Source organism: Kribbella polygonati (assembly GCF_050320105.1).
Taxonomy (GTDB): Bacteria; Actinomycetota; Actinomycetes; order Propionibacteriales; family Kribbellaceae; genus Kribbella.
Genome location: NZ_CP190129.1, coordinates 4,881,709 through 4,900,347, shown reverse-complemented (window position 1 = coordinate 4,900,347; position 18,639 = coordinate 4,881,709). Strand labels below are relative to the sequence as shown.

The 18,639-nt window shown below is 69.3% G+C and carries 17 protein-coding genes; 10 read left to right on the top strand and 7 right to left on the bottom strand.

The window, feature by feature from the left end:
• The first annotated feature begins 36 nt into the window (after nucleotides 1–36).
• The 4 genes from ACQHIV_RS23190 to ACQHIV_RS23175 all read left to right on the top strand — a co-directional run bounded on the left by ACQHIV_RS23190 (nucleotide 37) and on the right by ACQHIV_RS23175 (nucleotide 3,179).
• Nucleotides 37–597, top strand: a complete 561-nt coding sequence (locus tag ACQHIV_RS23190; protein ID WP_427885090.1) for a PH domain-containing protein — start codon at nucleotides 37–39, stop codon at nucleotides 595–597.
• Between the two features lie 4 nt (nucleotides 598–601).
• Nucleotides 602–1,474, top strand: coding sequence for an alpha/beta hydrolase (locus ACQHIV_RS23185; protein WP_427885089.1), 873 nt, complete (start codon nucleotides 602–604; stop codon nucleotides 1,472–1,474).
• Between the two features lie 157 nt (nucleotides 1,475–1,631).
• Nucleotides 1,632–2,555, top strand: coding sequence for a neutral zinc metallopeptidase (locus ACQHIV_RS23180; protein ID WP_427885088.1), 924 nt, complete (start codon nucleotides 1,632–1,634; stop codon nucleotides 2,553–2,555).
• Between the two features lie 174 nt (nucleotides 2,556–2,729).
• The gene (locus ACQHIV_RS23175; RefSeq protein WP_427885087.1) at nucleotides 2,730–3,179 is read left to right on the top strand and encodes a hypothetical protein; all 450 of its coding nucleotides are present in this window, start codon (nucleotides 2,730–2,732) and stop codon (nucleotides 3,177–3,179) included.
• Between the two features lie 30 nt (nucleotides 3,180–3,209).
• On the opposite strand, the gene ACQHIV_RS23170 is transcribed toward ACQHIV_RS23175, so the two are convergent.
• The gene (locus ACQHIV_RS23170) at nucleotides 3,210–4,832 is read right to left on the bottom strand and encodes a phospho-sugar mutase (RefSeq protein WP_427885086.1); all 1,623 of its coding nucleotides are present in this window, start codon (nucleotides 4,830–4,832) and stop codon (nucleotides 3,210–3,212) included.
• A 9-nt stretch (nucleotides 4,833–4,841) separates the two neighbouring features.
• Nucleotides 4,842–5,303 carry a gamma-glutamylcyclotransferase gene (locus ACQHIV_RS23165; RefSeq protein WP_427885085.1) on the bottom strand — a complete coding sequence of 154 codons (462 nt, stop codon included), beginning with the start codon at nucleotides 5,301–5,303 and terminating at the stop codon, nucleotides 4,842–4,844.
• A 31-nt stretch (nucleotides 5,304–5,334) separates the two neighbouring features.
• On the opposite strand from ACQHIV_RS23165, the gene ACQHIV_RS23160 reads away from it, so the two are divergent.
• Nucleotides 5,335–6,714: an NAD(P)H-quinone dehydrogenase gene (locus ACQHIV_RS23160; protein ID WP_427885084.1), complete on the top strand. Its 1,380-nt coding sequence runs from the start codon at nucleotides 5,335–5,337 to the stop codon at nucleotides 6,712–6,714.
• Nucleotide 6,715: 1 nt separating this feature from the next.
• On the opposite strand, the gene ACQHIV_RS23155 is transcribed toward ACQHIV_RS23160, so the two are convergent.
• Nucleotides 6,716–7,606 (bottom strand): hypothetical protein, encoded by an 891-nt coding sequence (locus tag ACQHIV_RS23155; RefSeq protein WP_427885083.1) that lies wholly within the window; start codon nucleotides 7,604–7,606, stop codon nucleotides 6,716–6,718.
• A gap of 103 nt (nucleotides 7,607–7,709) precedes the next feature.
• Here ACQHIV_RS23155 and ACQHIV_RS23150 point away from each other — a divergent pair, with 103 nt between their 5' ends.
• A complete protein-coding gene (locus tag ACQHIV_RS23150; RefSeq protein WP_427885082.1) occupies nucleotides 7,710–8,570 on the top strand; it encodes a hypothetical protein in 861 nt (286 codons plus the stop codon).
• A gap of 7 nt (nucleotides 8,571–8,577) precedes the next feature.
• Nucleotides 8,578–9,489: a hypothetical protein gene (locus tag ACQHIV_RS23145; protein WP_427885081.1), complete on the top strand. Its 912-nt coding sequence runs from the start codon at nucleotides 8,578–8,580 to the stop codon at nucleotides 9,487–9,489.
• A 51-nt stretch (nucleotides 9,490–9,540) separates the two neighbouring features.
• Here ACQHIV_RS23145 and ACQHIV_RS23140 read toward each other — a convergent pair whose 3' ends face one another.
• Entirely contained in the window at nucleotides 9,541–10,383 is an 843-nt protein-coding gene (locus ACQHIV_RS23140; protein ID WP_427885080.1) for a hypothetical protein, read from the bottom strand.
• A 161-nt stretch (nucleotides 10,384–10,544) separates the two neighbouring features.
• On the opposite strand from ACQHIV_RS23140, the gene ACQHIV_RS23135 reads away from it, so the two are divergent.
• From ACQHIV_RS23135 to ACQHIV_RS23125, 3 genes are all read left to right on the top strand, one after another.
• Complete coding sequence (locus ACQHIV_RS23135) at nucleotides 10,545–11,912, top strand: N-acetylmuramoyl-L-alanine amidase (protein ID WP_427885079.1); 1,368 nt, start codon at nucleotides 10,545–10,547, stop codon at nucleotides 11,910–11,912.
• A complete protein-coding gene (locus ACQHIV_RS23130; protein ID WP_427885078.1) occupies nucleotides 11,909–13,087 on the top strand; it encodes a SpoIID/LytB domain-containing protein in 1,179 nt (392 codons plus the stop codon). Before ACQHIV_RS23135 ends, ACQHIV_RS23130 begins: the two co-directional genes overlap by 4 nt.
• A 190-nt stretch (nucleotides 13,088–13,277) precedes the next feature.
• A complete protein-coding gene (locus ACQHIV_RS23125) occupies nucleotides 13,278–14,372 on the top strand; it encodes a glycoside hydrolase family 76 protein (RefSeq protein ID WP_427885077.1) in 1,095 nt (364 codons plus the stop codon).
• On the opposite strand, the gene ACQHIV_RS23120 is transcribed toward ACQHIV_RS23125, so the two are convergent.
• From ACQHIV_RS23120 to ACQHIV_RS23110, 3 genes are all read right to left on the bottom strand, one after another.
• Nucleotides 14,369–15,214, bottom strand: a complete 846-nt coding sequence (locus ACQHIV_RS23120; RefSeq protein ID WP_427885076.1) for a peptidylprolyl isomerase — start codon at nucleotides 15,212–15,214, stop codon at nucleotides 14,369–14,371. The two genes, ACQHIV_RS23125 and ACQHIV_RS23120, sit on opposite strands and share 4 nt — an antisense overlap.
• Nucleotides 15,215–15,227: 13 nt before the next feature.
• On the bottom strand, nucleotides 15,228–17,135 hold the full coding sequence (locus ACQHIV_RS23115) for a CASTOR/POLLUX-related putative ion channel (RefSeq protein ID WP_427885075.1): 1,908 nt from the start codon (nucleotides 17,133–17,135) through the stop codon (nucleotides 15,228–15,230).
• Nucleotides 17,136–17,907: 772 nt separating this feature from the next.
• Nucleotides 17,908–18,381 carry an NUDIX domain-containing protein gene (locus ACQHIV_RS23110; protein ID WP_427885074.1) on the bottom strand — a complete coding sequence of 158 codons (474 nt, stop codon included), beginning with the start codon at nucleotides 18,379–18,381 and terminating at the stop codon, nucleotides 17,908–17,910.
• Nucleotides 18,382–18,639: the final 258 nt, after the last annotated feature.

Below are 18,639 nucleotides of genomic sequence, written 5' to 3'. Positions count from 1 at the left end.
CTAGTGCCGATTCTGAGCGCCGGTTACGTTGTGCTGGTGAAGTCGAAATCGCCGGAGAGCGAGCAGTACCTGTCCGCGTCCAACCGGATCACCGGGACCATCGTGCTGGTGATCGGGGCGCTCGGGCTGCTCGACGTGATCCTGGAGTGGCGGACCGCGACCGGAGTGCTGGTCGGCAGCATCATCGCGATCTTCATGGTGCTGGCGTACGTCGGCCTGATGCGCCCGTCGGTGACTTTGGACCCGGAGCACCTGCTGCTCCGCAACCACCTGCGCGACCACCGGATCCCGTGGTCGAAGGTGACCGGCGCCGACGTCACCGATCTGCTCCGCGTGCACACCGACGCGAACCGTTACCGTGCGCCCGGCGTCCAACTGGTCATGCGCGATCTTCGCAAGCAAAGGGTCGGCGGCCGCAAGCTCGCCGCGGACAGTTCGATCTCCAAGGCCGACATCGTGGTCAACCGGATCGAGAGCCACATGGAGCAGTATGCCGGGAGGTCCGAGGGCGACGTGGTCACCGCCTGGGCCCGTCCGGAGCTGATCGTGCTTGCCGTCCTGGCTGTGATCGCCGTCGTCGCGGCGATCCTGCGTTGATCCGTTGCTGACCCGCAGGACGTTCTTCCGTACCGGTGCGGCCGCCGCGGTCGCCGCCGTCGCCGGAGTCACCGCCCTGGAGACCGGTGCCGTCCCCGGTCGCGGCCGGGTGCACGAACTGCTCGGGCTCACCGGCCCGGACGGCGTGGTCCCCGACGTACCCGCGGGGCCGGTCGTCTCCGGGACCTTCGCGTCCAAGGCCCGCCGTACCGAGGTCGGCTACAGCGTCGTCTATCCGGACGGGTACGCCGCGGGCGCCCGGCTGCCGGTCGTCCTCGCCCTGCACGGGCGTGGCGGCGACCACCGCGCCGCGGTCAACGACCTCGGCATGGACCGCTACCTGACCGCCGCGGTCCGATCCGGTACGCCGCCGTACGCGATCGCGACCGTCGACGGCGGGCGGGACAGCTACTGGCACCGCCGCGCCGACGGCACCGACCCGGGCGCGATGATCGAGCAGGAGCTGTTTCCGTTGCTCGCGGCCCGTGGTTTGGCGACCGGCCGGTACGGCGTGCTCGGCTGGTCGATGGGCGGGTACGGCGCCCTGCTCCAGGTGCTGCAGCGCAAGGTCCGGCCGGTCGCGGTCGGTGCGATGAGTCCCGCGCTCTGGCACCGGTACGCCGACGTACAAGCGGGCGCGTTCGACAGCGAGACGGACTTCGAGAACAACCAGGTGCTGGGTAGGGCAACCAGTTTCCAGGGTGCGGCGATCCGGATCGACTGTGGGCGGGACGATCCGTTCGCAGGAGCCGCCCACGACCTGCGCACCGAGCTGCATGCGGACGGCGGCCAACAGCCCGGTCTGCACACCGGCGGCTACTGGCGGCGCATGCTGCCTGACCAGTTGCGATTCCTGGGTGCGAAACTTGCGGGCTGAGAAGCAACTCAGCGGAACTGTGGCGCGAATCGCTGCGTCAGAGCCCGTGTTCAAGCCCTGGTGAACCCCTGTGCACTCCAGGATTGGCTCAACAGGTCCCTAAGACACATCGAGAGTGGAGCTCATGGTCAACCTCTCCCGTTACACCCTGCGTGGCGTGGCCACGGTCGGTGCCCTGGCCGGCCTCGCCGCCCTGGCACTGCCGAACGCCCAGGCCGCGCAGACCTCCAGCACGGCGACCACGGCCGCGACCGCCGCGACCGCGACGCCGAACATGCTGATCGACGGCACGGCGCTGGTGAAGGGCAACCCGCCCGCTGGTGATGCGGTAACCACGAAGGCGTCGCTGACGAACGTGGTGCAGTACAACCGGCTGTACAAGACCGGCGCCATCCCGACGTCGAAGTGCAAGGAGCTGAACGTCTCCCTGCGCACGTTCGCGGGCGTCGTGGCCTACGAGAACAACCTGTACAAGTGCCTGTACGGCTCCTGGGCGCTGCCGCTGAAGCAGGCCGGCGCCGCGTACAAGTTCGCTCCGAAGCTGGTCGTGCACAACAACCGCACGGTCAACTCGCCGTGTGGTGTGGTCACCGACACCGCGTTCTTCTGCGGCACCAACGGCAAGGCCTGGATCTACATCCCGGCGTACCAGATCATCAACTACTGGAACCAGCAGAGCCCGACCTTCGCCCGGGCCTACGCGACCTTCACGCTGTCGCACGAGTACGGTCACAACGTGCAGTGGCTGACCGGCATCCTGAACGCGTCCTGGCAGCGTTCGGCCGCGTTCAGCACCAACGCCGCGCGGCTCGAGGAGAGCCGGCGTCGGGAGCTGCAGGCGTCCTGCCTGGGCGGTGCCGTGGACGGCGCGAACAAGCGCAACTACCCGTTCAGCGGCGGCTTCATGACCCAGTACAACTGGGTGGTCAGCCACAGCGGTGACCAGCCGGGTGGCGCGCGGGACCACGGTTCGCTGAAGAACCACGCGTTCTGGGTGACCGCCGGTTTCAACGCGCGGCACAGCTACACCGTCGCCGGCAACTGCAACACCTTCCGCGCCTCGTCCGCGTACGTCGCCTGATCCAGGCGTGAGCTGACGACTCGCAGCACGTAACTCAGCCGCCCGGTACGCGTTGGCGTACCGGGCGGCTGTTGCGTTTTGGCGACACCTGCACGATCTGCGATCGTGTGGTTACTTGTTCCTGACGCAGAGGCCCTAGAGTTCTGAGTCGATCGTCGAACGGCAGGAGTCAGAGTGAACTACGACGAGTTCAACACCGAGTACGCGAAGGTGCTGGACAAGATCAAGAGTGGCCGGTCCACCTGGTCGGAGCTGTCCGGGCACGTCACCCGGCTGCGCCAGGCGACCGTCGGGATCACCACGCCGGTGGAGCGCACCCAGGTCGACCACGACCTCGCGGCGCTCAGCCAGATGGTGGACATGTCCCGGCGGACCAACGACAAGGAGGACGTCTGGACGGTCACGTCCGACGCGATCCGCAAGGCCAGCAGCCAGGAGGGTACGGTCGCCGACCGGATCGCCCGGATCGAGGCCGCCATCAACGACATCGCCGCGCTGGCGAACCGGAACCCGGACGAGCGGGACGCGCTGATGCAGTCGACCAGCACGCTCCGCATCCTGCACTCGTCGCTGCAGAGCTCTCTGCACGCCGAGGCCGCCGAGGCTGCCGCAGCCGCTCGCTGACCCCCGGAACCACCCGCCAGGTGTTCCGGCTCAGATAGCTGCCGCGGCAGCCAGATCTGTCTTGATGGCTGCCAACGCGCCCGCTGCCTCGACCCGTGCCGCGGCCACGTCCGTGGTCACCGGTACGACCACCTCGAGGTAGCACTTGAGCTTCGGCTCGGTACCTGACGGGCGCACGACCACGCGTGCGCCGTCGGACAGCGTGTACCGCAGGCCGTCCGTCGGCGGCAACGACTCCGACCCCTGGCCGAGGTCGTCGATCCGCTGCACGCTGTACGCCCCGAGCGTCGTCGGCGGTGTCGCGCGCAGCCGGTCCATCGCCTGCGCGATCAGCGACAGGTCGTCGACCCGCGCCGACAGCTGGTCGGTCGCGTGCAGGCCGTGCTTGACCGCGAGGTCGTCCAGCAGGTCCACCAGGGTCCGTCCCGCCGCCTTCGCCCGGGCCGCGAGCTGCAGCACCCGGATCAGCGTCGACACGCCGTCCTTGTCCTTCACCGCGTCCGGGTCCACGCAGTACCCGAGGGCCTCCTCGTACCCGAACACCAGCTCCGGTACCCGGCCGATCCACTTGAATCCGGTCAGTGTCTCGACGTACCGGACGCCGTAGGACGCCGCGATCTTGCCGAGCAGGGACGAGGACACGATCGAGCAGGCGGCCACCCCGTCCGATCCGGGCAGCAGGAACTCACCGAGCAGCGAGCCCAGCTCGTCACCGCGCAGCATCCGCCACCCGTCGACGTCCGGTACGGCGACCGCGCACCGGTCCGCGTCCGGGTCGTTCGCGACCGCGATGTCCGCGCCGATCTCCCGGGCCAGGTCCAGAGCGGCGTCGATCGCGCCGGGCTCCTCCGGGTTCGGGAACGAGACGGTCGGGAAGTCCGGGTCCGGGTCGGCCTGGGCCGGGACCACCCGCGGTACGGCGAACCCGGCCCGCGCGACGGCCGCCTCGACGAGGGTCCGGCCGACGCCGTGCAGCGGGGTGTAGGCGACCTTCAGCTCCCGCGGCGCGTCCGCGGGCACGAGCTGGGCGATCCGGTCCAGGTACGCGTCCAGCAGGTCGTCCCCGGCGGTCTGCCAGTCGTCGCCGCGCGGTACCTCGGCCAGCGGGCCGACGGCGGCGATGGCGGCCGCGATCTCGGCGTCCGCAGGCGGCACGATCTGCGAGCCGTCGCCCAGGTAGACCTTGTACCCGTTGTCCTGCGGCGGGTTGTGGGACGCGGTCACGACCACCCCGGCGACCGCGTGCAGGTGCCGGATCCCGAACGCGACCACCGGCGTCGGGGCCGGCCGGTCCAGCAGTACGGCGTCCAGCCCGGCGCCGCGGATCACCGCCGCGGTGTCCTGCGCGAACACGTCCGACTTGTGCCGGGCGTCGTACCCGATCAGCACCGGGCCGTCGGTCAGGCCCTTCGCCTTCAGGTACGCCGCGAGTCCGGCGGCGGCGCGGATCACGACCACCCGGTTCATCCGGTTCGGGCCGGCGCCGACGGCTCCGCGCAGGCCCGCCGTACCGAACTCCAGGGTGCCGGAGAAGCGGTCGGCCAGCTCGTCGGTGGCCCCGGCGTCCAGGAGCCGGGTGAGCTCCGCGCGGGTGTCGGGGTCGGGGTCCTCACGCAGCCAGGCCTCGGCCGCTGCCTTCAGGTCTTGGTTCACATGGGCACTCTAATGACCCGACGACTGGCACGGCCTGGACCGGATGTCCGCCACGTAGTCGTCGGGGGCGCCGGCTGCCTCGGCGGCCTCGGCGAGGATGCCCAGGTAGCGGGCCGAGGGCAGGCCGCCCTCGTAGGCGTTCAGCACGTACATCCAGGCCAGCTGCTCGCCGTCCAGGGTCTGCACCCGGACCTGGATCTTGCTGTAGACGTCCTGGTCGATCCATTCCCACTCGTCGAGCCGCTCGACGTCCTTCGGGTGCACGTCGTACAGCGCGACGAAGACCTGGTTGGCGGAGTCGGCCGGGTCCTCGACCACGGTCGCCATCGCGCCCTCCCAGCCGAGCTCCTCGCCGCCGAAGGTGAGCCGCCAGCCGGTGATCCAGCCGGTCCCGCGCAGGGGAGAGTACGGGCACCGCTCGGCCATCAGGTTCGGGTCCAGATTCGACGCAAACGCGGCGTACAGGGTCACGGAAAAACAGGATACGGAAGAATGGCCTCCCGTGGCGCGAGTTGTGATCATCGGAGGCGGTCCAGGCGGGTACGAAGCGGCCAGTGCGGCCGCCCAGTTAGGGGCGGAGGTGACGGTCGTCGATTCCGACGGGATCGGCGGTTCTGCCGTGCTCACCGACTGTGTACCCAGCAAAACCCTGATCGCCACCGCGGAGGTGATGACCGAGGTGGAGGAGGCCGGCGAGCTGGGAGTGAGGCTGGACGACGGGGACGACGATCCCGCGAACTCCGTGCGTGTCGATCTCTCCGTCGTCAACAAACGGGTGAAGGCGCTGGCCGCCGCCCAGTCCTCCGGGATCAGCCGCCGGCTGGACCGGGACAAGGTGCGGGTGATCCAGGGCCGCGGCCGGATGGACGGCCCGGAGACCGTGGTGGTCGGCGACGAGCGGCTGGACGCCGACGTGGTGCTGATCGCCACCGGGGCAAGGCCGCGCATCCTCAAGGGGTCCGAGCCGGACGGCGAGCGGATCCTCACCTGGGAGCAGGTCTACGAGCTCGAGGAGCTCCCGGAGCGGCTGATCGTGGTCGGGTCCGGTGTCACCGGTGCGGAGTTCGCCAGCGCGTACGACGCGCTCGGCAGCGACGTCGTCCTCGTGTCGTCCCGGGACCGGGTGCTGCCGGGGGAGGACGCCGACGCGGCCGCCGTACTGGAGGACGTGTTCAAGCGCCGCGGGCTGACCGTGCTGAGCAAGTCCCGGGCGGAGTCGGTGAAGCGGTCCGGTGATGGTGTCGTGGTGACGCTGACCGACGGCCGGAAGGTCGAAGGGTCGCACGCGCTGCTCGCGGTCGGGTCGCTGCCGAACACCGACGACCTGAACCTGGTCGAGTCGGGCGTGTCGCTCACCGACGGCGGGTTCGTCCAGGTCGACCGGGTGTCCCGGACCACGGCCCGCGGGGTGTACGCGGCCGGCGACTGCACCGGCGTACTGATGCTGGCCTCGGTGGCCGCGATGCAGGGCCGGATCGCGATGGCGCACGCGCTCGGCGACGCCGTCACACCGTTGGACCAGTCAACGGTGTCCGCGAACGTCTTCACCGCGCCCGAGATCGCCACCGTCGGCCTCACCCAGACGGTCGTGGACGCCGGCGGCAGTACGGCGCTGGTCGTCAAGGTGCCGCTGTCCGACAACGCCCGCGCCAAGATGCAGGGCGTCCGGGACGGTTTCGTGAAGCTCTTCTGCCTGCCGAACACGGGCATCGTCGTCGGCGGCGTGGTGGTGGCGCCGCGGGCCAGCGAGCTGATCCACCCGATCTCGCTGGCCGTCGGCGCCCGGCTCACGGTCGACCAGGTGGCCCAGTCGTTCACCGTCTACCCGTCGATCTCCGGCTCGGTCGCGGAGGCGGCCCGCCGGCTCCACCTCCGCAACTGACTCATTCGCCGTACAGCGGTGGGACGCCCGTCGAGGTGTAGAGGTAGTAGACGGGGTCCTTGTAGGTGCCTGGGACCTTGCCCAGGCCCTTGATGACCGTGGCGCCGTGGCTGACCGCGTACAGGTAGGCGGTGCCGGTGTCCTTGTCGATCGCGGTGAGCAGCGTGCTCTGGGCGCCGCACCGCTGGGCGACCAGTGACTCGAACGTCTGCCAGGTCGACGTACGGATCTTCTTCACGATCGGCTGTTTGCCGGCCGCGTGCGGGATGTGGATCGTGTAGAGCGCCCCGCCGCGCGTGTTCGCGAGGAAGGTGTCGTACGTCGGGGTCGCGCTGATCAGCGCCATCGTCTTCACGGCGGAGAAGCCGTCGAAGCGGGTGTTCGTGGTGTACGGGAAGTCCGTCCAGTGCCACTGCAGCCGGTAGAGCGCCCCGTCGCTGCGCAGCCGGTACGTGTAGTCGACGACCCCGTCGGAGCGGTCCGACACGTTCTCGTCGTACGTGTAGCCCTGGTAGTTCTTGTCGGAATTGCTGAAGCCGGAGATCGGCCTCCCGGTCTTGTCGGTGCCGTACCAGGCGCTGTACAGGTTCGTGTTCAGCATCACCTCGCCGGACGCGAGGTCGCCGCCCGACGACTTCGGGTTGCGTACCCAGGTCGTGCTCAGCTTGGTGATGCCGGGCGTGAACATGTGCACGCCGGTGGACTGCTTCGCGCTGATCGGCGAGCCGGCGGTGATGGTGGAGTAGCCGATGTCGCCCCCGGCGGTGACGGATCCGACGGTCATCGTGCAGGCCGCGGTAGTGGCAGCGGGAGCCGCGGCAGCCGGCCCTGTTGCCAGCGCGCCCATCAGTACGGCGGACGCCGCGACCGCGGAGGTTCGGGTCAGGCTCATGTCGGACAGGTCCTTTCCGGAAAGGTGTCTCGCTCACCTCGATACCACCGGCGCCGGGAAAGTTGCGGGTAACTTTTCCGGTCGAGACCGCATCGTGCAGGTTGTGAAGAGCCTGAAACGCGCCACCGCCGCGACCGCCGTGCTGCTCGGCGCCTTCGCGACCGTCCCGGCGCACGCCGCCCCGACCTCCGCTCCGACGCCCACATGCAAGGTCCAGCTCGAACCGGTGACGAGCCGCGGCGACGCGCCGAACATCACGATCACCGCCACGAACCCGCCGACCGCGAAGACCGTCGCGGGCCCGCACCTGTTCACGCCCGGCGCCGTCCGGCTCACCTCGAGCTGGCGCTGGGACTCCGGCTCGAACGACGGCTTCGTCGTGATGGGCTCCCGGCTCTACCAGGTGTCCTGGGGGTACGACGAGATGACCGGGGAGCTGTACGAGTACCCGAACCCGGTCGGCGGCGGGTGGGACCGGTTCACGATGTTCGAGCAGGCGACGTACGGCTCGCCGGCGACCCGGATCGCGCGGTACGGGCTGCGCAACGACGGCGTGCTGTTCCGCTGGACGAGCTGGAAGAACGTCCGCCAGTACCCCGGTTTCGGGTCCGTGAAGGCGATGACGCTGATCAGCGAGACCAAGACGTACGACACGTTCCTGGCCACCACCCGCGGCGGTGCGCTCTACACGATCCACATCCCGGCCGACACCCGGCTGCAGCCGACGGTGAAGAAGATCCGGAGCTCGACCTGGCAGGGCTTCGAGACGCTCGTCGCCGAGCGCTGCGGCACCCAGAGCACCCTCCTGACCGCAATCGACAAGGACACCGGCACCGCGTACCTCTACGCGGTCAGCCACGGCGCCGTCGTCATCAAAGGCCTGGGGAAGGTCCCCGGCACCTACAAGGACCCGGTGATCGCTCGCTGGGTGCTCGACGACGCCCCCAACCGAAACGGAGAGTAAGTCCCTGATGAGATTCAAGCGCACAGCCGCCGCGGCGGCTTCGGCCTTCCTGCTCGGCGGCGCCGCCGTCGCGTCCGCCGGTCCGGCGACCGCGGCCACGGCGTCGACCACCACGGCCACCGGCGCGACCGCGGCCTGCCGGCTCTGGCTGGGCTCGGTCACGTCCGGCGGCGACCTGGCGAACACCGACGTCACCGCGGGCTCGCCGATCACCGCCAAGCGGTCGACCGGGCCGCACCTGTTCCCGGCCGGATCCGCGAAGGTGATGTCCACCTGGACCGAGACGATCGGCATCGCCGGCGAGGCCTCCTGGTACGGCGACGCGATCCTGAACTCGACGCTGTACCACGGCGCGTACGGGATTGACTCGACCGGCAAGCCGTTCACCTCGGTCAAGGCGGCCGGTGGCGGGTACAACGGATACAAGGCGATCGACGACACCTTCTACGGCGGCAGGACCGTGCGCGGCGCTTCGTACAAGCTGCGCGGCGACGGCGTGCTCTACCGGTACGACGCCGACCACAAGCTGTCCTCGCGGTACACCGGCTACTCGGCGGTCAAGACGATGACGCTGATCAGCGAGACCGCGACGTACGACACCTTCCTGGCCAACACCTACGGGGGTGCGCTGTACACGATCCACGTGCCGGCGAACATCAAGCAGGCGCCGATCGTGAAGAAGGTCCGGACCTCGACCTGGCAGGGCTTCGAGTACCTGGTCGCGGAGAAGTGCGGGACCCAGAGCACCCTGCTCGCCGCGGTCGACAAGGACAGCGGGTCGGCCTACCTGTATGCCGTTGGGCACGCCAACGGTGCGGCGACCGTGATCCGCGGCCTGGGCAAGATCCCCGGCTCCTTCAAGGACTCGGTCTACTTCCTGAACACCGCCGAGGGCAACCCGCCGCTGTTCGGCGAATGAGTGCATGACAGGGCCCCGGTGACCGTCCGGTCACCGGGGCCCTGGTGTGTCCTAGAAGTCGCCGCCGAAGTCTCCGCCGCCGAAGTCGCCGAAGTCGAAGCCGCCGCCGTCCCCGCCGTCGCCGCCTCCGTCGCCGAAGTCGCCGTTGTCACCGCCGTTGTCCCCGTTGTCGCCGTCGGCCATGCCGTCCTGGTAGCCGGCCGCGTAGTCGCCGTACCCGCCGCCCGAGAACATGCCACCGAGCGCGGTGCCGATGAACATGCCGGTGAGTACGCCGCCGACGCCGCCGAACAGGCCTTGTGCGTACGGCGAGTACGCCGGGCCGGCCTCCCAGTAGGGAACCCGCTGCGGGCCGACCATGACCTTGCGGACGTCCGGCTCGGCGCCGGCCCGGACCCGCTCCGCGTCGGCCGCACAGGCCGGCACCTCGCGCGGGGCGCCGCCCGGCGGCGACCACATCACGTCGACGACCGACGGGCCGTGCTGCGGGTTGAAGAAGCAGGCGGGGCGGCGCTGCGGCAGCGGCTCGCCGTTCACCCGGGCCTTCACGCACGCGGCGGCGTACCGGCCGTCCTCGAGGATCTCGATCACGTGCTTGATCTGGTCGGCCTGGGTCACCTGACCGACCGCCTGCTTGGCGGACTCGTAGGAGTCCAGGGCGCGCTGGTAGTCCTGCCGCGCGCCGTCACCGAGGTCCTTGCCGACCATCTCCAGGTCGAGGTCCTGCAGTTCCTCGCCGAAGCGGGTGATGTCCTCGTCGGCGGTCCGCTTGACCGCGTCGAGCTCGGCGGCGGTGATCTCGTGCTGCTTCTTGTTCTGCAGCTGGGTCCGGCGGTAGGAGTTGTACGCCAGCCCCGCGATCACCACGACCGCGATGATCAGGATGAATTCCATGACGGGCCTCTCTCGGGGGTCCTTTCCGCCAACCCTATCGAATGCCTCAAGGCGGCGGCCGCCACGCAGGGTGACGCAATCCCGGGAAAGCGGTCACCGGCGACGCATAATCGAGGAGCGCGCCGCCCAGCGTCTGTCCCGACCCCGCCGGAAGGCCGCCTATGGGCAAGACCGCGCGACTGCTCCCGCTCGTGCTGACCGCGTCCGCACTGGTCCCGCTGCAACCCCCCGACGACCCCTCCTACCAGGAGATTTCCCTTGACGGACCCTCCGTCCAGGCCCGCACCGCGCCGTACGGAACGGTCGGCATCACCTGGCCGGAAGGTGTGCGGAACGTGACCGCGAAGGTCCGGGTGCAGCAGAACGGGAAATGGACCGATTGGCAATCGTTACCGGTCGAGGACGACCACGGGCCCGATCCATTGGATACCGAAGGAATTCAGCGCGCGGGCACCGAACCGTTATGGGTAGGAAATGCCACCGGCGTCCAGGCCAGTGCGATCAGTGCTTCCGGTACGCCGGTTTCCGGTGCGAAGGTCGTGTTGATCCAACCGGGCGTCCTGAGCACGGACGCCGATGAACCTGGCGTCGGCCCTACATCCAGTGCGTCGCCGTACCCGATGCCGTTGATGGTCAGCCGGCGCCGGTGGGGCGCCGACGAGCGGCTGCGGACCTACAACGGGGCATCGTGCGCGCGGCCGAAGTACACGACGACGGTGCTGGGGGCGTTCGTGCACCACACCGCGGACCGCAACGACTACAGCCGGACCGACGTCGCGGGGATGGTGCGGGCGATGTACGCGTACCACGTGAAGAGCCGCGGCTGGTGCGACCTCGGGTACAACTTCCTCGTCGACCGGTTCGGCCGGATCTTCGAGGGGCGCGCGGGCGGGGCGCAACTGCCGGTGCTCGGCGCGCACACCGCGTCGTACAACGCGAACTCGTTCGGGGTCGCGGTGATCGGGAACTACGACAAGACCACCCCGCCGGCGGCGATGCTCGAGGCGACCGCGCGGGTGCTCGCCTGGAAGCTGGACGCCAACTACCGGTCGCCCTCGGCAACGATCCGGCTCGACGGGAAGAGTCTGCACACGGTCTCCGGGCACCGGGACACGAAGGCGACGGACTGTCCGGGGACCGAGCTGTACAAGCAGCTTCCCTGGTTGCGGCAGCGCGTGAACGCCTTGATGGGCGGCAGTTTCGCGACCCCGATCTATCTGTACGCAAGGAAGCTGGGTTTCCGGAACATCGGGCAGCCGTTCTGGGGCGAGCACCCGACGCGGACCGGGCGGGCGACGTACTTCGCCACCCGGGACGTCTTCTACTCCGTTGCCACCGGCCCGCATTCGACCGCCGGCGCGTTCCGTACCCGGTACCGGTTGCTCGGCGCGGGGAGCGCGCGGCTCGGGCTGCCGATCACCGACGCGTACCAGGTGCACCGCGGGGTCCGGCAGAAGTTCCAGCGCGGCTGGCTGGTCTGGGACCGCCGCGTCCGGCAGGTGCAGGTCGTCTACGGGAGGGATCTATGAGAAAACGGGTGATCGCGGCGGTCGTGCTGTCGTCGACACTGGTGAGCACGACCGCACACGCCCGCGAGATCACACCGGCCGCCGTACCGGACACCGCGATCACGGGACGCGGGTTCGGGCACGGGCGCGGGCTGTCGCAGTACGGCGCCCAGGGGGCCGCGCTGGCCGGGAAGTCGGTGAAACAGATCCTCGACTTCTACTACCCGGGGACGACCACCGGGAAGGCGACCGGCAGCATCAGGGTGCTGATCAGCGCCGACACCACCGACGGTGTCCGGGTCGGCGTGGTGAACGGGCTCGCGGTCCGCTCGTTCGCCACCGGCAAGGTCTATCCGTTGCCGAAGGCATCCACGATCAACCAGTGGTCGATCGACCCGAACGGCGAGCACGGCACCACGCTCAGCTCGTACAACGCGACGACCAAGAAATGGACGCTGTACAAGACGTTCACCGGGATGGCGCAGTTCGAGGGTGCCGCGGTGATCGGGCTGGTGCTGCCGAGCGGCGCGGTACGCCGGTACCGCGGCGCGCTGCGGGCGGTCGACGTGTCCGGGGCGCACCTCGACACCGTGAACGTGCTGCCACTCGAGTACTACCTGCGCGGCGTCGTACCGCGGGAAGCCGTGACCAGCTGGCGGCCGGCCGCGCTCCAGGCCCAGGCCGTTGCCGCACGCACCTATTCGGTGTACCACCGGAGCCGCGCGACGGCGAGGGCGTACGACCTGTGCGACACCATCTCCTGCCAGGTGTACGGCGGGTACGACGACGAGGTGACGTCGACGAACAACGCGATCGCCGCCACCGCCGGGCAGATCCGGCTGTACGGCGGCAGGCCGATCATCGCGGAGTTCTCCTCGTCGAACGGCGGGGCGACGGCGGCCGGCGACGCGCCGTACCAGCTGACCAAGGTGGACGGCTGGGACGCCTACCCGCGGAACGGGAACCCGAACGTCACCTGGCGGGTGACCCGGACCGCCGGTGAGATGCAGGCGGTCTTCGACGTCGGGTCGATCCGGTACGTCCGGGTGCTGAAGCGGACCGGGGTCGGCCCGGGCGGCGGGCGGGCGCTCACCGTGCAGGCGGTCGGGTCGCGCGGGTCCCGGGTGCTGACCGCCGACCAGGTCCGGATCGGGCTGCACCTGCGCTCGTCCTGGATCAGCTTCCCGGCCCGCTGACTTGATATGCCAACTAGAGCCGCCGAAGAGCCGGTGGCTGAACCATTGACGGGCCCTCCATGCGCCGGTTAGAACGTGACATCGCTGTCAACCACCGCCCAGGAGGAGCAGGTCGATGCGCAGAAAGCTTGGTATATCAACACGTCTCGCCGCGGGAATGCTCGCGGTCGCGACCCTCGGAGCGCTGAACATGTCCACGGCCAGTGCCGGGGACGCGCTCGGCACCGACCCCGTCGCGGCGGCGCGGGCCAGGGCGTCGTACGACGCCATCAACACGTACTTCGACGCCGGCCGCGGGCTGCTCCTCGAGGAGTACCCGAACACCCAGTCCAACGCGTACTCGTACGTCTGGCCGTACTCGCAGGCGGCGATCGCGGCCGAGGACCTGGCCGGGGTGCCCGGCGCGGGCCGGGCAGGTTCCGCGGAGGCGGACCGCCGGGTCGCGGCGTACGGGTTCTACTGGAACTCGGGAACCACGCCGACCGGTTACGACTCGTACGTCCGGCCGCCGAACGGGCAGGGCGGCGACAAGTTCTACGACGACAACGAGTGGATCGGCCTGAACATGATCCAGCGGTACAAGCGGACCGGCGACGCTGCCGCGCTCGCGCGTGCCAAGGACATCTTCGCGCTGGTCGTGCACGGCTGGGACACGGACCCGTCGCACCCGTGCGCGGGCGGCGTGTACTGGACCCAGGCGCCGTGGAGCCACGACCGCAACACGGTGTCGAACGGCCCAGGTGCGGAGCTCGGCGCGCACCTGTACCTGCTGACCCACGACGCGTCGTACCTGACGTGGGCCAAGAAGATGTACCAGTGGGCGCAGACCTGCATGCTGGCGCCGAACGGTCTCTACTGGGACCACATCGACCTGGCCGGGAACGTCGAGAAGACGCAGTGGAGCTACAACCAGGGCGTGATGCTCGGCGCCGGGGTGCTGTTGTTCAAGGCAACGGGTGACGCCCGGTACCTGCGGGAGGCGAAGTCGGTCGCGAGCGCGTCGCTGGCGTTCTACAACACGCCCGAGATGCTCGCCAAACAAGGCGCCGCGTTCAACTCGATCTGGTTCAAGAACCTGCTGATCCTGGACTCGGTCAGCCCGGATCCGCGCTACCGCGAGGCGATGCAGTCGTACGCCGACTACAACTGGAACACCACCCGTGACCCCGCGACCAACCTGTACAAGTTCCGCGAGGGCACGGTGGAGCTCCTGCAGCAGTCCGGTATCACCCAGGTCCACGCCCTCCTGGCGTGGCCCCGGTCCCGCTACGGCCTGCTCGCCTAGGCAGCAGCTGTCGCGGTCTTGATGTCGACCGGAGTGACCGGCGTCCCGTCCTGCGGGCTGTTCTGGGGCGTGACGCCGGCCTCCGCGACCTTGTCGATCAGCTTCAGGCTCGGCTCGTCGATCGTCCCGAACGCCGTGTACTGCGCGGTCAGCCCGGAGGCGTCGCCGTACACGATGAAGAACTGGCTGCCGTTCGTGTTCGGCCCGGAGTTCGCCATCGCCAGCATCCCGCGGCCGTACTTCAGCGTCGGGTAGACCTCGTCCGCGAAGCTGTACCCAGGCCCGCCGGAGCCAGTACCGGTCGGGTCGCCACACTGCAGCACCTGTAGCCCTTCGCCGACGGTCAGCCGGTGGCACTTGGTGTTGTCGAAATACTTCTGCCCGACCAGGCTCAAGAAGTTCTTCACCGCACACGGCGCGAGCGCGCTGTCCAGGGTCAGCTGCAGGTCGCCGATCGACGTGTCCAGGCTGACCTTCGACGTACCGGACGCCTTCGTCTTGCCGTCGGCCGGCAGGTTCACCTTCTTCGCGGCCGGCTCGGCGCTCTTCTTGTACGTGCAGTTCACCTCGGCGGCCAGCGGCGTCGCCCGCTTCGGGGCCGGGAACATCGCGGTCGGGATACTGGCGGGTTTGTTCTCCGCGGCCACCGACGGGGCGGCCGCCGGTTTCTCGTCACCGCCGCCGAAGACCACGAACGCCCCGACGACGACCACGACCACCGTCACGACCGACGCCACGGTGACCGCGAGGTTCCGGCGCTGCCGCCGGTGCTCCGCGGCCCGCTCTTCCTGTCGCTTGGCCTTGCGCGCCGCCAGCTGCTGCTGGTGGGTCTTCTTGGACATGCAGTAACCCTCCTCAACCGGATGCCTGGACGGAACCTACAGCGTCAACCTGAGAACTGTCTGTCAATCCGAGGTCTGCGAGCACGATTACCCGATCGTTAGCTGTCAGCGTCAGCTCGGCGTCCCGCGGCGGGTTCAGTGTGACGCCGTACCGCGGCGCCCGGTGGAACCCGCTCGCGACCCGGTACCCGATCGCGGTCTCGCCCCGCCGGCGGGCAGCCTCCGCGACGGTCGCGAAGGTCGCCGCGGTGCCCGGTACGACGTAGTCCGCGGCCGGCTTCAGGTAGATCTCCGCGCCCTCCGGCCCGAGCAGCTCGGTGAAGATCTCGGCGAGGTGCAGGTTCTGGCTGAGCTGGGTGAGCAGCAGGCTGATCAGCTTCTCGCTGACCACGAAGTCATCGGCCTCGGTGACCTGCGCGATCTCCCGGTTCGCGTCGTCGTTGATCTCGCTGACGATCGAGTACGGCGCGTTCAGCCGCTGCTCGAGGTCCCGGATGTGCAGCAGGGTCAGCAACGTACGGGCGTCCGCCTGCTGCTCGTCGAGGTTGTCCCCGGCCAGGATGATCACGTGCTGGTAGCTGCTGACGTCCAGCGCCTCCAGGGCGGCGCGGTTCGTCGGGTCGCAGGTCGTCGTACCGATGGTCAGGTTCTGGTACGTCGCGGGCCGGGGCTCGTCGGCGCCGGCGATCTGCAGGTGCGAGCCGCCGGTGGCGAAGTCGTCGAGCAGGTCGAGGATCTTCGGGGCGCGCTTGTTCCAGCCGATCATCAGGGTCCGGGCCGGGCACGGCTCGGGCTCGGTGCACACCGCGATCGCGTCCTCGACGATCCGTGCCGGGGTGGTGGAGCGGCGGATCAGCGCCTCGTCCTCGGCGAGCAGGATCAGCTCGTCGCCGGCCGCGACGACGGTGTCGACGGACGGGTTCAGCACGACCCGCCCGTCGACGTACCGGATGCCCACCAGGACGCCACGGTCGTACGTCCGGCTGACCTCCCCGAACGGCTGCCCCACCGCGGCCGGATCGCCGCGCAGGTAGAACTCGTTGCCGCTGAACGACAGCAACTCCATGCACACCGCCGACAACCCGGACTGCCGGTGCGCCTGCACGATCAGCCGTACGGCGAGATCGTCCCCGCCGATCAGCTCCGCCCGCGGCCCACCGGCGAGCTGCGCCGCCGCCAGGTTGTCCGACTCTCGCAACGCCGCCACCACATGCGGCCCGTCGGCCTTCCGGGCCCGCTCACCGAGCGCGAGCAGGATCTTGATCACCTGGATGTCCGCGTCCTCGGTCGCCGGCGGCAACACCATCACCGAACTGGCCGCCGACAGGTTCACCAGGTCGAGATCGGCCGGCCGCAATGGATTCCCGGTCCGGCACACCACCACGGTCTTCCCGTGATCACCGATCCGGGCGCGCAGCTCGTCCTCCATCTCCACCTTGTCCTTGTCGGCGAGGATCGCGACACAGGTACGGCGCTGGTCCTGGTTCGCCTGCACCAGCTCGGCGACCACCGTGAACACCTGCTCCGACCACCCGAGCACCACCGTGTGCCCCCGCTCGACAACCCGCGACCGCCCCTTCCGCAGATCCTCGATCTTCCCGTCCAGCCCTGTCGTGATGACTCCGATGAACGCACTCACCACGAAGATCCCGCCGATCGTGATCAGCAGCATCAAGAACAGGAACAACGGACTCCCGCTGTCGCCGGCGACCGTACCCGTGTCGATCGCCCGCATCAGCGTCACCCAGAACATGTCCGCCCAGCCCCCGTGCTGGACGACATCCCTGGGCACCAGCCAGATCACCAGCAACGACATCACCAGCACCAGCACCGCCGAGGCAAACCCCAGCCAGGCGATCAACGCCGGCGTACCCCGCGACATCGTGCTGTCGAACCAGTACCGAGCCCGATCCCGCCACATACCCCGCTCCTCACGTCCAACCCAACCAGCGCACTATGCCACGCCGAAGGTGAAAGAACACCGCAAACGGACACCCTTCGCGCCGGCCGCCCGTCACCGCCTCCGGCGGCTGCGCGTGGGGTGGTGCGGAATGGACGCCCCGGCGCGGGTACAGGTGTTACCCAGCACGGCTGGAAAGGCCACCGCTTCGCGGCGGCTGTCCGTTGCCGCCTTCGGCGGGTGCGCGGGTGGTTGCCGGGCGGGGGTGCCGGCGCGAGGAGCGTGGTGTGTGGTGTGGGTGGAAGGGTCGCCGCTTCGCGGCGACTGTCTGTTGCCGCCTTCGGGGGGTGCGCTCGGGGTGGTGCGGAGTGGGCGCCCCGGCGCGGGTACGGGTGTTACCTGGCACGGGTGGAAAGGTCGCCGCTTCGCGGCGACTGTCTGTTGCGCCTTCGGCGGGTGCGCGTGGGGTGGTGCGGAGCGGACGCCCCGGCGCGGGGACGGTTGTGGAAAGGTCACCGCTTCGCGGCGGCTGCCTTTTGCCGCCTTAGGCGGGTGCGCGTCGGGTGGTTGCCGGGCGGGGGTGCCGGCGCGGGGAGCGTGGTGCGTGGTGTGGGTGGAAAGGTCGCCGTATCGCGGCGGCTGTTTCAAGCCTGCAGTGGACCGTCAGCGGGCGTCCGACGCCCGGCGGTCGTTGTGCGGAGGACTGCTCTCCCGCGTGCTGCGCGGCCGTTGACGTGCTGCGGAGCGGGCCGAGGAAGGGCACGAAGACGCGGGCCGAGCCAGCGTGGGGGACTCAGCCGAGATACGGCTGGCTGCGGCTGGAGTCGAGGAAGTGCGTCAGCCGCAGGAGGTGCGTGGGGTGGATCCGCAAAGCATTCAACCGAGCTGGATCGATGTAATCGATGTCGGTGGACTCGTCTGAGCGCATGAGCGATCCGCCGACGGTGCGTGCAGTGAGGCAGACGTTGAACTGCTGTCTGACCTCACCATCGGAGTATGCGATGACGTGGCGTGGATCGGTGTAGGTGCCGACCATTCCGGTGACCTCAACATCGAGTCCGGTCTGCTCGCGAACCTCGCGCACGGCGCAGTCGCTGATGGACTCTCCGGGATCGAGTGCGCCACCGAGCAGGGCCCAGTTGTCGGAATCGGCTCGACGGATCAGGAGAACCCGTCCGTCGTCGTCGGTGATGACCGCGGATGCTGCAAAGACCAGCGAGTTCGGCTCTGGCGCGCCGGGGTCGTCGTAATAGTCGGTGCGTACCATGCTACTCACGCTAGCGGGGTGGCTTGGTCCCACACGGCGTCGAACGACTCGCGGTAGGTCGCGGCCATTGCCGGCTTCGCAGCTGAGGGTGTAGTGCCCGTTAGCGTGCTGGTGTCGAGACAGGGTAGAGGTCTTCTGGACGAGCGGGGTGAGAGCTCCTGGCATCGGAGACCCGCCTCCGGCCTCTGGCCCGAGAGCCAGAGATTCCGTGAAGCCGCGCTGCTCAACCAGAGATTTCCACAGCCGACCGACGACCAC